This is a genomic window from Alteromonas sp. KUL17 (assembly GCF_006538305.1).
Lineage (GTDB): Bacteria > Pseudomonadota > Gammaproteobacteria > Enterobacterales > Alteromonadaceae > Alteromonas > Alteromonas macleodii.
Map to the genome: position 1 here is coordinate 129,044 of NZ_BJKJ01000010.1, position 14,491 is coordinate 143,534.

Genomic DNA, 14,491 nt, shown 5'->3' on the forward strand with positions numbered 1-14,491 from the left:
CGCTAACACCAAAAGCGTTAATATAAATAAAGTGCAGTATCTTACGAGGATCTGGATCACAGTGCTTTTTTTACTCCACCAAAGCGTACACCGCCAAAGGGATTAATGGTCATTCCTTCTAGTTCATTCCTGTATGCCTGATAGCGATAGGCATGTGCGATGGGAACAAGAGGAAGGCGTTCGTATAATAATCGGTTAACTTGCCGGTATATGGCTGTGCGTTCTTCAATATCATCTGTCTGAAGAGCGTCGTTGAGTAACTTATCGTAGTCTTCACTGCACCACATGGCACGATTTGTACCTGAGGGTATAGCGCCACAGCTCAATAGCGGACGATAGAAGTTATCTGGGTCTCCGTTGTCGGCAGACCAACCAATTAATACCGAGTCGTGCAGGCCTTCCTGAAGATGGCGTCTGAAGGTAGTCCAATCGTAACTGACAATGGTTGCTTCTACGCCTACATCACGCAAATAACGCTGAATGAGCTCGGCCATCTTTGTTGCGTTAGGATTGTAAGAGCGTTCAACAGGCATAGCCCATATCGTCATAGAAAAGCCGGCCTTAACTCCGGCGTCAGCTAATAATTTGCGCGCTAGAACTGGATTGTAGGCGGTATCGTCTGCGTCATTTTGAAACGCCCAGCTTGCCGCAGGCAGCAGGGTCTTAGCTCTAGTAGCACTGTCAAAATACACCGCTTCTAGCAATGTGTTCTTATCGATTGCGGCCGCTAGCGCACGTCTTACATCTGGGTTATCAAAAGGAGGACGTTGAGTGTTAAACGCCCAAAATCCAATGTTTAGTCCTGGTTTTTCCGCTAGCGTCAGATCTTCTTTTGCCCGAATCACTTCAAGTTCAGTCTGTGCAGGAAAAGCGGTAGCGTCACATTCACCTGTCATTAATTTAGCCAGTCTCAGTGAGCTTCTTGGCGTAATGTCGAATATAAGCTGCTCTACAACAGGGCGCGTTTCGTCACCGTTTTGTGCTGTACCATCTTGAACAGTATCTTCGCCACCTTGGCCATTTTCCACTTCTTGGTTGGCACTCTCTACAGTATTGTTATCGCTTAGGGCTTCATCACTCGTAGGCGCATCTTCCATTTGGTCACGCCAATAGTTGTCGTGGCGCAGGAACTTAATGAAATGATCTTTGCGATAGCTATCGAATTTAAAGGGGCCAGTACCTACTGGAAGCTCATCGATTTTGCCCGGCGTGCCGGTCTGTGCCAGCTGGTTAGCATATTCTTCTGATAAGATAACGGCGAAATCGGTTGCTAGATTTGCCAAAAATGAGCTATCCCTGCGCTTAAGTGTAATTTCAACGCGGTAGCCGTTTACGCGCTCTACCGACGCGATATTTTGTGCAAGGCCTATGCTTTCGAAGTAGGGATAGCGCCCACCAGATACGTAATGGTATGGATGGGAGCGTAGGCGCCATCTGTCTATACTGAAGATAACATCGTCGGCGTTAAAGTTTCGTGTTGGCGTGAAGTAGCGCGTATTGTGAAACCATACATCCTTTCTCAGTTGAAAAGCGTAGGTAAGACCGTCATCACTCACTAACCAACTACTCGCCAAACTAGGCACGATGCGGCCAGACTCAGGGTCGAAATCGAGCAATCTGTCGTAGAGTTGGTGTGAAGATGCATCTGACGTTGTACTTGATGTATCTAGCTGCGGATTGAAGGTAACTGGATTGCTTTCAGAGCAGTATATAATACCCGTATTGTAAAACGCTTGTTTGTTCTGCTTAGCACAGGATGCAACAAGAAGCGCTGTACATATACATAATGACAAACGCTTTACCAAACCATGGGACATGCTTTACGCCTCGACGCTTTCCGCGGAAGAATCTAGTAAGTTATAGTTTTTTGAGATAGCCTCGCAGCTGATGATACGTCAGGCTCAATTTTTCAGCAGTCTTCTTCTGATTAAACTGACTGTCAGCAAGTGCCTGTTTTATCATATCTATCTCATGTTGTTGAGAACGTTCTTTCAAATCTATGGGATATTCAACAATTTCTGGCTTTTTCACTGGTGCCAGTGGCGTAATGTCTGCACTTTCAATGCGTTCATTGGTGGCAGCGGCCTCTGAAGGGGATTGAATAACGGGTGAGTCGGACGTATTCACTCTGTCATTGGTCTTCACTCTACCTTTAGGGCGATAAGCTGACTCAAAGGGGTCAAGAACGATTTCATGTACGGGCAGATGAGGATTATTTGTTCGATAAACTGCACGTTCGACCACGTTCTTTAGTTCACGTATATTGCCTGGCCAATCGTAATCAAGAAGGGTCCGCTTCGCCTTCTCTGTAAAGCCGCTGAATAATTCCATTTCCATTTCACGGGCCATATTAATAGCAAAGTTCTCTGCCAACATCATGATATCTTCCCTACGCTCGCGTAGCGGAGGAATGGTAATTACGTCAAAGGCAAGTCGGTCGAGTAAGTCTGCACGAAATTCACCTGCATCGGCAAGCGCGGGTAAGTCTTCGTTTGTAGCTGCAATAAGGCGTACGTCAGTTTTTACTGACTTGCTTCCGCCAACGCGCTCAAATTCGCCATATTCGACCACGCGCAGTAGCTTCTCCTGAATAAGGCCAGAAGTATTAGCCAGTTCATCAAGAAATAAGGTGCCGTTGTGGGCCACTTCAAAGCGACCTTCGCGGCGTTTTGAGGCACCGGTGAACGCACCTGCTTCATAACCGAATAATTCACTCTCCAATAGGCTTTCACTTAAGGCAGCACAATTAAGCTTAATATAGTTCTGATCCCAGCGCTTAGATAAGAAGTGAAGTCGCGCGGCAATAAGCTCTTTACCTGTGCCTCGCTCACCTATTACCAGCACAGGTTTATCTAGCGGTGCAATTTGTGAAATTTGCTCTAAAACTTCTAGAAAACTATTCGCTTGGCCAAGTAAATTGTCTTGCTGTCGATACCTACTCATTAAATCCCTCAAAAGTTAGTCATTTCGACCAATTAATAGTGTAGAACAAAACATATTGAGAAACGAGTATTATTTGAACTTATAAAAAGTGTATGAAAAATAGCAGGTTAGCACAGTTATAAAGTTGGCAAGCATATTGAATACAACTAATACTAAGAGTAACCTATTTATCAAGTGTGGTGTTTTTTAAACACTTACCATTTTTAGCAAGAGGTAATTATTATGGGTATCTTCTCGCGTTTTACAGATATTGTGAATTCGAATATTAATGCGCTTTTAGATAAAGCGGAAGATCCTGAGAAAATGGTTAGATTAATCATTCAGGAAATGGAAGACACATTGGTTGAGGTGCGCTCAGCATCAGCAAAGACCTTAGCCAACAAAAAAGAAATTGTTAATCAAATTGCAAAGTATGAAAGCGATGCAAGTGACTGGGAAGCCAAAGCTGAGCTTGCTTTGAGCAAAGACAGAGAAGACTTGGCGCGTGCTGCGCTGCAGGAAAAGAAGAAGTCTGCAGAAGCTGCTGAAGCGTTAAGTAAAGAGCTGGCTATTGTTGATGAGCAAATCAGCAAACTTCAGGATGAAATTGGTCAGCTTCAAGAAAAGCTAGCGGATGCGAAGAGTCGCCAAAAAGCGATTATTATGCGCCAGAAAACTGCAAGCTCTCGTCTTGAAGTGAAAAAGACGCTGGATAGCACTAAAGTAGATAATGCGATGGGACGCTTTGAGCAATATGAGCGTAAAATCGATGACCTTGAGTCGCAGGTTGAAGCTTACGATCTAGGTAAGAAAACGTTACAGGATGAGTTTGCTGAACTAGAGGCCAGTGACAAAGTTGAAGACGAACTTGCTGCGCTTAAAGCGAAAGTAAAAGGTGCAAACACAAGCACCGAAAAATCAGAATAATAAGAATAGGGTGTACCCTCCGGATGTGAAATCGGAAGGAGGGTAATTACATCAGAGTTTGTAGGAGAGATTGAGATGGATGAAGGTACGATTGCAATGTTGGTGATGCCCCTTGTGGTGTTTTCAATATTCGTTGCTCCAATTTGGCTAATATTACACTATCGAAGCAAGAAGCAAGTGAATCAGGGATTGAGTGCAGAAGAGCACGCATCTTTGCAAGACTTAGCCGAGAAAGCCGAGAAAATGAGCGAACGCATTGAAACTCTAGAGGCCATTTTAGACAGCGAGGCACCTGAGTGGAGGAATAGAGCATGAGAAACGGTAAGCAGCTCTATCGCAACCCAGAAAATGCAAGAATTGCAGGCGTGTGCTCGGGTGTAGCTGAATATTTCGGCTTAGAAACTTGGTTAGTAAGGATTTTAGTTGTAACAGGTTTCTTCTTGTTAGCCGGACCTTTCATCTTTGTTGCATACATTGCAGCTTGGTTCATCCTCGATAAAAAACCTGTTGGGTTAAGAAATGCACCAACGCAACCTGTTTTCTCAAAAGGTAAGGGATGGACAAATCCCAACGGTGGTCAGGTTAAAAGCCCAAAAGTGGAAGTGAAAACGAAAGTTTGGCAGGCGGGCGAGCCACCAAAACAAGCGTTTCACGATATTCGTAATCGTTTTGAAAAAGCAGAAGTTCGACTTCGTAAAATGGAAACTTATGTAACGTCTCGCGAATATCAACTCAATAAAGAAATTAGCCGTCTTTAATTGGCGATGGCGCACCAAGCAAACTTGAATGAAGCCGCTCGTAATGAGCGGCTTTTTGGTATATAAAACAATGCGTTTACTTGGTTTTGTAAAATTCCTGTTACAGCAAAATCGAGTCGCTCGTAAGGGCTTACACTTTTCGACGTCGCGAATTTCATTAGACTGATAAACAAGTTTTTCAACTCTTATTGGTTACAGAAGTTATGCCAAAATCAACGCAATACCAGTCGAGACAATCTGACGAGAATGGCATTATCCATTGGTCAGACGAAGAGAACCAAATTTGGTCTGAACTTTATGCGAGACAAATTCCGCTGGTGAAAGAAAGAGCGTGCCAAGAATACTTGGACGGGCTTGATTTGTTGAAGTTAAATGAAAAGGAAATCCCTCAGCTACCCGACATCAACAAAGTACTGATGGAGAAAACGGGTTGGCAAACAGCTGAAGTGCCTGCGTTAATTAATTTTGGCGAATTTTTCAGATTACTGGCGAATAAGCAATTTCCTGTTGCCACTTTTATACGCACCAGAGAAGAATTCGATTATTTGCAGGAGCCGGATATTTTCCATGAAGTTTTCGGTCATTGTCCGCTACTAACGAATCCTGCATTTGCTCATTTTACTCACACTTATGGAAAGTTGGGCCTTGCTGCCAGCAAAGAAGACCGAGTTTATCTTGCTCGTCTTTATTGGTTCACCGTAGAGTTTGGATTGGTTAGCGCCAAAGATGAATTGAAGATATACGGTGGAGGCATCTTATCTTCTCCTGGCGAGACAATATATGCGTTAGACAGCGACACACCTCTGCGTAACCCGCTCACTGCTATTGATGCATTAAGAACACCTTATCGTATCGATATTATGCAGCCTCTTTATTATATCTTACCGGAATTCGACCATCTGTTTGAATTAGCGGAAATGGATATTATGGCACTCGTAGAAGAAGCGAAGTCTTTAGGGCTATTTTCCCCACTTTTCCCACCTAAAGAGAAAAAAGCCAGTTAACACTATTGTTAATTAAATGTGTTTTATATAGGATGCCGCTCATTGAAGCGGCATCTTTTTTATTTGGTATGCACGGCCTTTTTATCATGCTCTCTGCGCGTTCTTAAATGTGTGATTCATCGCAAATTTAACCATCTGTAACATTTATCTTGTTATCTTTTTGTAAAAGTATGATATTCTGTACATATATGTTTACAAAATAGCTGTAACACCCTATGCGTCTAGAAATAAGCTGTCAGGACCGTCTTGGTATCACTCAAGATGTTTTAGATATTCTCGTTACTAAAGAAATAGATTTACGCGGTATTGAAATTGACCCTGCGGGAAAAATTTTCCTTAATTTTCCCAATATCGAATTTGCAGATTTTCAACACCTCATGCCTCAAATTCGCCGCATCGATGGTATCGACGATGTGAAGACGACGCTTTTCATGCCAGGAGAGCGTGAAAAAAATCAGCTTTCCGCTATTTTAAGAACGTTGCCCGACCCTGTGTTTTCTATCGACGCCAAAGGCAATATCTTGCTATGCAATGAAGCGGTATGCGCGGGGCTAGAAATTCCGAGTAGCGAAATAGAAGGCATTGAAATTGGCGAAGTTGTGAAAGGCTTTAACTTTACTAAATGGATGGACGGTAAATCGCCTGGCCCTCAGTCTTCGAAAGTGAAGTTTATTCAACAGGATTACCTAGCCGATATGCTGCCTATTACCGTGCCTGACGGCGAGCAGAATATGATCATGGCAGGTGCTGTGGTGATATTAAAATCAGAGATGCGACTAGGACAGCAATTTACCGCGTTCCACCAGTCTCCCACTGATAGCTTTGACCGCTTTGTCACTCAGTCTCCGTTTATGAAGCGAGTCGTTCATGAAGCCAAGCGAATAGCTGATTTGGATGCACCTATTTTAATTTTTGGTGAAACAGGCACAGGCAAGGAAATGATTGCCAGAGCCTGTCACCAGTCTAGCCGTCGCAGTGAAGGTGCATTTTTAGCTTTAAACTGCGCGTCTTTACCTGACAGCGTGGCAGAAACCGAATTATTCGGTTACGCAGCGGGGGCGTTCAATCAGCCTAATGCAAAAGTGGGGCTATTAGAGCAAGCAAAAGGCGGTACGCTTCTTCTCGATGAAATTGCTGATATGTCTTCTCAGCTTCAAGCTAAACTGCTCCGCGTTCTGGAAGACGGCGAATTTAGAAGAGTAGGGGATTCTGAGCCAGTTAAGGTAGACGTGCGATTTATTTGCACCACCTGTCGTGACTTAGGCCAGCTTGTAGAAGAAGGACGATTTAGAAAAGAACTGTACTACCGCTTAAACGTACTAAGTTTGGTTATGCCTTCTTTAAAAGACAGAAGGCAGGATATCGTTCCTCTAGCCGAGTCTTTCATCGTTCAACACAGTACCAAGTTAGGTCGCCGTCCTGCGAAACTCAGTAAATCCTGTGTTGATTTTCTGCAGCAGTACCCGTGGCCGGGTAATGTGAGACAGCTACAGAATGCGTTGTATCGCGCGTTATCACTCCTTGACGGTAAGGAGATTACCAAGGAAGACATTCAGCTTCCAAGTTGTGCGCCAAGCGTCACTTATATTGACGAAAACTTTGACGGCACATTAGACGAAGAAGTGAAGAAGTTTGAAAAGGACTTGCTCAAGCGGTTATATCCTTCCTACCCAAGTACCCGTCAATTGGCTAAAAAACTGGGGTTAAGTCATACGGCAATTGCAAATAAATTACGTGAGTACGGCATTAACAAGGCAACGGTAAAGCTTTAATTATATGGGAGCATTGACCTTTGCCATAGGGTGAAGGTCAATGTGACCAAGTATATTTGACGTCGTTTAGCAAAGTAAAAATGGCAAATGGTCAACGCCAATTTTTATATCGTTAATGCGTTTTTGTACCTCATAGCAATATCAATTCATCTGTTACGATAAATTTACATCGCCCACGGAGCAAGCGGGCAGCGCTATACCTGCTCAATAGAGGCTTACTAGCGTACATCCTTTCTTACAGCCAAATAAAACTTCGTCAACAGATCACTTCTCAACGCACACCAACTAGTGGCATAACTATAATCATGGAATTGTGTGTGATGCTGCCGCGTAAAAAGATATAGGTCTTTTATTCAGAACGTATTAATAAAAGACAAGAGCGCCAAGCTGATGAATAATTTTTCGAGGAAAGAACAATGAAACTAGCAACCTATAAGAATGAAACCCGAGATGGCTGCCTAATGGTAGTGTCGAAGGACCTTTCTCGAGCATGCAGTGCACAGGACATTGCGAAAACGATGCAAGACGCATTGGATAATTGGAAAGAGATTGCCCCTCAGCTACAGATGAAATACCAAGCGCTAAATGACAATGCGTGTGACAGCGTGCCGTTTGACGCATCTCGCTGTGAGTCGCCTCTGCCTAGAGCTTACCAATGGGCTGATGGAAGTGCTTACGTGAACCATGTGGAATTGGTGCGAAAGGCGCGTAATGCAGAAATGCCGGAAAGCTTTTGGACTGACCCATTGATGTATCAAGGTGGTTCCGATGACTTTATTGGACCCGAGGATGACATCATACTTCCAAGTGATGATTGGGGAATCGATTTTGAAGGTGAAGTCGCCGTTGTTACCGATGATGTTCCTATGGCGTGTACGCCTGAACAAGCTTCAGAGCGCATTCGACTTATTATGTTAGTTAACGACGTGTCACTTAGAGGGTTAATCCCAGGCGAATTGGCGAAGGGGTTTGGCTTCTTCCAATCAAAACCTGCGTCTAGCTTTTCTCCGGTTGCTGTAACACCAGATGAATTAGGTGATGCGTGGAAAGATAGCAAAGTTCACTTGCCTTTGCGTTCAACCTACAATGGTGAACTATTCGGTAAGCCTGAAGCGGGTCAGGACATGACGTTTGATTTTGGTCAGCTAGTCGCGCACGCCGCCAAGAGCAGAAACCTAGGTGCAGGTGCTATCATCGGCTCGGGTACAGTGTCTAATAAACAGGGTACAGATCATGGTTCTGCCATCGCTGAAGGCGGTGTGGGTTATTCATGTATTGCAGAAGTGCGCATGATTGAGACTATTCGAGACGGCAAACCTTCTACTCCTTTCATGCAGTTTGGCGATCGTATTCGCATAGAAATGCTAGATAAAGAAGGCCACTCTGTTTTTGGCGCCATTGAACAGCAAGTTAAACCGCTTAGCTAAAATTTTAAAATGAAAAGTAGTGTGGGGTAATAACGTGGTTTACTCAGTAGGCACGTTGCTGTTTTCCCCACTATCATTATAAGAGAGAGTAGAGCGTTTAGATTCATCAAAGCCCTGCACTCCTACCAAAAACGTTTAATAGGTGTGGTAGTACCATGAGTATAAAACTTTACGGCTATTGGCGTTCGACCGCCTCTTACCGCGTGCGGATTGCGCTGAATTTGAAAGGGGTTGAGTACGAGTATGTACCTGTACATCTTGTAAACAACGGTGGCGAGCAGCACAGTAGCGAATATACGCGTCTCAATCCTGCGCACCTTGTCCCTACTTTGGTTGACGAAGACGAAGATATTATTTTGAATCAATCGTTATCAATCATCGAATATCTTGATGAACGGTATGAAGGCGAACACCAGCTGGTTCCTGAACATCGAACAGAGAGAGCCAGAGTCAGAGCGCTAGCACAAGATATCGCGTGTGATATTCAGCCTTTGGGTAATCTACGTGTACTGAATGCGCTAAAAGGGAATTTTGAGGCGTCACAAGATGATGTGGCGAAGTGGGCATCCCACTGGATAACGCTGGGGTTCGACGGCATTGAAAAGCGTCTTCAGACCCAAGCCGGAAAGTTCTGCTTTGATTTCGATGTTACGCTGGCTGATATTTGCTTAGTACCCCAAGTGTATAATGCGCAACGTTTTAACGTCGATATGAGTCGCTACCCTTTAATTAGTAAGATAGCGAAGAACTGTAACGAGTTAGATGCTTTTGAGCGGGCTAAGCCCGAAAATCAAATAGACGCCACTTAGACTGACGGGGGAGAGTAGAAATGTACTCTTACCCCATTTTTTGAGTTATTGGCGTTTAATCGGTAGCTCGGTGGTGTTTTTCACCTGCTTCAAGGCGAAGGTTGAGCTTAAATGATCGACAAGAGGCAGGTGAGTTAATTTCGTTTTAAGTAAGAATTCGTACTCTTCAATACTTTCCACTATCACTTTTAGTAAATAGTCTTTTTCACCGCTGGTGGTATGACATTCCACGATTTCATCGATGTTTTGTACGGCATTTTCAAAATCGGTTAGCGAGTCACCGTCATGGTTTTTCAACGTGACATAGATAAAGACCGACACACCTAAATTCAGCTTTTTGCTGTTTAGCAATGTGACTTTACCAAGAATGATGCCGTCGGCTTCCATTCGTTTGACACGTCTCCAGCACGGAGTATGCGACAATCCAACACGCTGGCTTAAATCTGCCATCGACACCGTGGCGTCTTGCTGAAGTACGCGCAAAATCTCACGGTCAAATTTATCCAATTTCATTAACACTGTTTCCGTCGTTTTTATGATGTTTATTATATATCAAAAAAAATTCTAGGATAGCTGTCCTAGAAAAATTGTAATCAATTCTATTGCGTTTCAGTTTGTAAATTTCATTAACAAACTTTGCAAGGCCTGTCCTCAAAACAATCGGATACACTTGGCAAAATGTTGCTGATCTTTGCGAGGCCGATAAGTGTACCGCAAATCATCTTCAGACTCTCACATCATCCCAAATGAGCGGCGTTTCGTTTTCGTGACAGCTAGACCTTGGGTAGGCTTTAATTCATCACAGTATTAATAGGGAAAATATGTCAGTTTTTGATCACCCGGAGTTCAATAATCACGAACACGTTGCGTTTTATCATGACGAGAAGGCGGGCTTGAGCGCCATTATTGCTGTACACAATACCAATCTGGGGCCAGCACTTGGCGGTTGTCGCATGTGGCCCTATGTAAATAGTGGTGAGGCATTGACCGATGTGTTGAGACTGTCAAAGGGGATGACGTATAAAGCAGCCATGGCTAACTTGGAGCTTGGCGGCGGTAAATCTGTGATCATCGGCGACCCTCGTAAGGCTAAATCGCAAGAAATGATGAAGGCAATGGGCAAGTTTGTTGAATCATTGGGCGGCAAGTATTTCACTGCTGAAGACTCTGGTATTTCAGTAACGGACTTGCAAACTATGGCAACCGAGTCGGATTACATCGCTGGTGTTAATGCTAAATACCACTATGCGGGCGAAGTACCTGACGGAAACCCGGCTCCGTCTACAGCATACGGTGTGTTTGTGGGATTGAAGGCGACGGTAGAGTACGGCTTGAAGCGCAGCCTTGATGGCGTCAGTGTTGCTATACAAGGTATGGGGCACGTTGGCTACCGTCTTGCAAAGCATTTGCATGAGCACGGTGCCAAGCTTTATGTTGCGGATATCTATCCTGAAGGTGTTGAAAAAGCAGTATCTGAATTTGGTGCGACAGCTGTAGCGCCGGAAGAAATACTGAGCTTAGATGTGGATGTGTTAGCGCCATGTGCGTTGGGTGCAGCCATTAACGATCTGTCATTGCCTGAAATCAAAGCCAAAGTAATTGCAGGCGCTGCAAATAACCAGCTTGCACGTGAAGATATTGGTGAATTGCTTCAACAACGCGGCATTCTGTATGCGCCAGATTACGTGATCAACGCGGGTGGCGTTATCGACATCTTTCATCAGCGTATGGAATCGAGTTCTAATGAAGCGCTTCGCGCACATATTGAGCAAATCGGCGAAACGCTAAAAGAAATTTATACCCGTGCAGAGCAAGAAGGGGCGGCGACAAACCGCGTTGCCAACCTTATTGCCGAAGAGAGATTTTCTTTAAAGGGTTGAAAACTCTCAACCAAATAGTCATAATGCGCCCCGCACTCAAGCAGGGGCGAATGACTTTGCTTTGAATGCGATTTTCTATGGTGGGCTTTTGGTCCTCCCGCAATGATACTCTGTGAACCCGGTCAGGCCTGGAAGGGAGCAGCCGCAGCAGACGACTCATGTGCCGGGATGTGGCTGGAGGCCCGCCACCCAAATTCCTTATTCGTCTTCATTTTTAGTCTTTTCTATTTCATCTAAGTACTTGAGTGCTTTACTAATAGCATGCTCAACATTCATTTCCATTTGATTTCGTTCGCTCTGAGGCAGGTAAAACGCCATGTCTACTTCGTAGCGGATATAACGCGGTGGAACCTGATTTAAGGCAAGGCAGCACAAGTCTGCTAAGTAATCAGGACTTTTCGTGGTATCGAGCCCCAGCTTACTGATTCTTTCTAAAACCAGGTGTTCATAATAGTTATGGATGTCGTCATCTAGTTTCATGTTCATTCCCCTTATAATTGTTGTTAGCGCCCTGCGTAAAAGTGCTGTGGTATGCAAATATGTTGTGCGGAAAATACAGCGCTTGTCCAATTAATTGGACACATTTTTATACAAGCTAAATGGCACAACACGAACCTTGGCTATATATCCTTATAATGTATAGCTTGTATTCTGTGGATGTCGAGTCGACGGTGATAGAATTACGAAGTTAAACAAAGCAATAAGGCAAGAACGACATGAAAAAAAATATAGAGCCCTGCTACTACGGCGATTACCTACAGCTTGATAAGATCTTGGGGGCGCAGGACTTACAGAGTGAGAAGTACGGTGACGCGGCGCACGAAGAAATGCTGTTCATTATTGTTCACCAAGTTTATGAGCTTTGGTTTAAGCAGGTTCTTCATGAATTAAATGCAGTAATTGATACGTTTAATCAAGAAACAGTTAAAGATCAGCAGCTAACACTAGTGGTGCATCGCTTACAGCGAGTCATACAAATTCAAAAGTTAATGAACGATCAAATTGCTATCATGGAAACCATGACGCCACAGCAGTTTTTGTCGTTTAGGGACTACCTGGTGCCCGCGTCGGGCTTCCAAAGTATACAGTTCAAGCGTTTAGAAATATCACTAGGCCTAAAGCGTGATTTCAGAATCGACTTTGATAAGCAAAGCTTCTACAACCGTCTGACTGATAAAGATAGAGCGTTATTGGAAACCCTTGAAAGCAAACCCAGTTTGTTTGAGCTGGTCGACAAATGGCTGTCAAGAATGCCGCTTCTAAAAACGGAAGGTTTCGATTTTTGGCAATATTATAAAAATGCGGCAGACGAAATGTTGAAAGACGACCATCATACAATTTCAACCAATGACATGCTATCTGATACAGAGCGGCGACAAGAGCTAAAAGACTTACAAGCAACGATGGAGAACTTTGATGCGTTGTTTGATGATACGCAGTTTGAAAAGTTAAGAGGCGAGGGCAAGTTCCGCTTAAGTCATAAAGCATTGCTTTCTGCATTATTTATAAAGCAGTACTCTGAAGAGCCTATCTTTAATCTGCCGTTTCAGCTTATTACTGCACTCACAGAGATAGACGAGCAACTCACTATATGGCGCTATCGTCACGCAATGATGGTTCAGCGAATGCTGGGCACTAAAATTGGCACTGGTGGATCGTCAGGACATCATTACCTCAAGAAAACCACTGAGTCTAATCGTATATATTTAGACTTTTTTAACATGGCAACCTTCTTACTTCCCAAAAGTGCATTGCCAGAACTGCCTGAAACTGTAAGGGAAGCAGCGAATAAGCCCTGAAATTTAGGTCTGGGTTGAGACTTTGTACTGCTAGTTTAACTTTTGAACGTCAAATTTCCTATTTCAGCCAATGTAATGGCGTTGTAAGCAGGATGTTGTCACTAATTCGGGCGATTTTCGATATATTTGACGCTTTCATCTAGCTATGATCTTATACTTCCCTTCCAAAGAGTTTACCTTGTTTTTTGAATCCTTCACCACACATTTCAGCGCGTTAGTCGACCATCTTCAATCCGCAAAAAACGCCTACTCTCTGCATGATGACTTATTTGTCACCTTATATGGTGTGATTGCAGGGGCTGATATTCAGTTTTATGACCGATGGTCATCATGATTGGTTTAAGAAACACGGTTTCCTGCTTGATGGTATTTCCGTTGATGACACTATAGCGCGTATACATTTCATGTATCGACCCAGAGCAATTTAGCGACTGCTTCATTGGCTGGATGCGTAGTGTCCACGACATGGCAGACGGAGATGTGATTGCCAGTGATGAAAAAATACTGCGAGGGTCATACTTACGAGATGAGCGTCAAGTGACTATCCATATGGTGAATTCCTCTGCGTACGCCAATCAAATGGTGCTTGGTCAACTCAAAACAGCCAATAAATCCAGTGAAATTACTGCGATACCAGAGCTTATCGATAGAGACCCCCTAGTATATATTAATGCCATGGGGTGTTAAACAGAGATTGCTGACACAATAGTAGGCAAAGAAGGCGATTACCTGTACACGCTTAAAGGTAATAAAGGGTAACTCTTTGAGGCGTTGAAAACACGTTCATTGATATTCGTTAATCGCCACTTGGACCAATCGCGCTGGAGAACAATTGTGGAAAAATAGAAGGTCGCGTTTATTACACGTTACCCGCTGGAGAAGTATCGGCTGCCTTTCCTCAATGGTCTCAATTAACCACGCTAGGCATATCATTATCATTCGGGCGACAGGAAACGCACCGGAATCGAATTGTCGCTATCACATCAGCTCATCCTTACTCACCGAGGAGCAACTGGCTAAAGCAGTACGTGGGCACTGGTTGATAGAGAACAATCTGCACTGGGAATCATACCTATTATCTTTCAAAAAGCTCATGCAATAACTCCAGTAGTTGGAAATTATTATTAATCCAACTATCCGGTTCCTCGGCTATTTTGGGAAGGCAAGTATTGAAAAACGGGCGTATTCGCACT

General features: G+C 43.9%; 15 protein-coding genes and 1 other RNA gene. 12 read left to right on the forward strand and 4 right to left on the reverse strand.

Translation table 11 applies throughout. From position 1 onward, the window contains the following. Positions 1-56 precede the first annotated feature (56 nt). Together KUL49_RS11120 and pspF are read right to left on the reverse strand one after the other, a co-directional pair. Positions 57-1,817, reverse strand: coding sequence for an ABC transporter substrate-binding protein (locus tag KUL49_RS11120; RefSeq protein WP_131137308.1), 1,761 nt, complete (start codon positions 1,815-1,817; stop codon positions 57-59). Positions 1,818-1,857: 40 nt separating this feature from the next. Further along, positions 1,858-2,943, reverse strand: coding sequence for a phage shock protein operon transcriptional activator (gene pspF / locus KUL49_RS11125; RefSeq protein WP_373995657.1), 1,086 nt, complete (start codon positions 2,941-2,943; stop codon positions 1,858-1,860). Between the two features lie 222 nt (positions 2,944-3,165). On the opposite strand from pspF, the gene pspA reads away from it, so the two are divergent. From pspA to maiA, 7 genes are all read left to right on the forward strand, one after another. After that, a complete protein-coding gene (gene pspA, locus KUL49_RS11130) occupies positions 3,166-3,849 on the forward strand; it encodes a phage shock protein PspA (RefSeq protein ID WP_014948682.1) in 684 nt (227 codons plus the stop codon). Between the two features lie 75 nt (positions 3,850-3,924). Further along, positions 3,925-4,164 (forward strand): envelope stress response membrane protein PspB, encoded by a 240-nt coding sequence (pspB, locus tag KUL49_RS11135; RefSeq protein ID WP_014948683.1) that lies wholly within the window; start codon positions 3,925-3,927, stop codon positions 4,162-4,164. Beyond that, on the forward strand, positions 4,161-4,607 hold the full coding sequence (gene pspC / locus KUL49_RS11140; protein WP_131137309.1) for an envelope stress response membrane protein PspC: 447 nt from the start codon (positions 4,161-4,163) through the stop codon (positions 4,605-4,607). The genes pspB and pspC overlap by 4 nt, the downstream gene beginning before the upstream one ends. Before the next feature lie 203 nt (positions 4,608-4,810). Then, positions 4,811-5,611 carry a phenylalanine 4-monooxygenase gene (phhA, locus tag KUL49_RS11145; RefSeq protein WP_131137310.1) on the forward strand — a complete coding sequence of 267 codons (801 nt, stop codon included), beginning with the start codon at positions 4,811-4,813 and terminating at the stop codon, positions 5,609-5,611. A 215-nt stretch (positions 5,612-5,826) separates the two neighbouring features. After that, on the forward strand, positions 5,827-7,383 hold the full coding sequence (gene tyrR, locus KUL49_RS11150; RefSeq protein WP_014948686.1) for a transcriptional regulator TyrR: 1,557 nt from the start codon (positions 5,827-5,829) through the stop codon (positions 7,381-7,383). Between the two features lie 416 nt (positions 7,384-7,799). After that, entirely contained in the window at positions 7,800-8,810 is a 1,011-nt protein-coding gene (locus KUL49_RS11155) for a fumarylacetoacetate hydrolase family protein (protein WP_014948687.1), read from the forward strand. Between the two features lie 155 nt (positions 8,811-8,965). After that, complete coding sequence (gene maiA / locus KUL49_RS11160; RefSeq protein WP_014975930.1) at positions 8,966-9,619, forward strand: maleylacetoacetate isomerase; 654 nt, start codon at positions 8,966-8,968, stop codon at positions 9,617-9,619. A gap of 45 nt (positions 9,620-9,664) precedes the next feature. Here the strand turns inward: maiA and KUL49_RS11165 are convergent, their stop codons facing one another. Continuing rightward, positions 9,665-10,132 carry an Lrp/AsnC family transcriptional regulator gene (locus tag KUL49_RS11165; protein WP_014948689.1) on the reverse strand — a complete coding sequence of 156 codons (468 nt, stop codon included), beginning with the start codon at positions 10,130-10,132 and terminating at the stop codon, positions 9,665-9,667. Positions 10,133-10,440: 308 nt separating this feature from the next. Here KUL49_RS11165 and KUL49_RS11170 point away from each other — a divergent pair, with 308 nt between their 5' ends. Continuing rightward, positions 10,441-11,499, forward strand: a complete 1,059-nt coding sequence (locus KUL49_RS11170) for a Glu/Leu/Phe/Val dehydrogenase dimerization domain-containing protein (RefSeq protein WP_131137311.1) — start codon at positions 10,441-10,443, stop codon at positions 11,497-11,499. An 86-nt stretch (positions 11,500-11,585) separates the two neighbouring features. After that, an RNA gene (ffs, locus tag KUL49_RS11175) (signal recognition particle sRNA small type) lies at positions 11,586-11,682 on the forward strand. Between the two features lie 15 nt (positions 11,683-11,697). Here ffs and KUL49_RS11180 read toward each other — a convergent pair. Continuing rightward, positions 11,698-11,979: a late competence development ComFB family protein gene (locus tag KUL49_RS11180; protein WP_131137312.1), complete on the reverse strand. Its 282-nt coding sequence runs from the start codon at positions 11,977-11,979 to the stop codon at positions 11,698-11,700. 236 nt (positions 11,980-12,215) lie between these two features. On the opposite strand from KUL49_RS11180, the gene KUL49_RS11185 reads away from it, so the two are divergent. From KUL49_RS11185 to KUL49_RS11195, 3 genes are all read left to right on the forward strand, one after another. Next, positions 12,216-13,298: a tryptophan 2,3-dioxygenase family protein gene (locus KUL49_RS11185; protein ID WP_131137313.1), complete on the forward strand. Its 1,083-nt coding sequence runs from the start codon at positions 12,216-12,218 to the stop codon at positions 13,296-13,298. Positions 13,299-13,476: 178 nt separating this feature from the next. Further along, entirely contained in the window at positions 13,477-13,632 is a 156-nt protein-coding gene (locus tag KUL49_RS11190; protein WP_141306335.1) for a transposase family protein, read from the forward strand. A gap of 74 nt (positions 13,633-13,706) precedes the next feature. Next, positions 13,707-13,985, forward strand: coding sequence for an ISAs1 family transposase (locus KUL49_RS11195; RefSeq protein ID WP_258312647.1), 279 nt, complete (start codon positions 13,707-13,709; stop codon positions 13,983-13,985). Positions 13,986-14,491 lie beyond the last annotated feature (506 nt).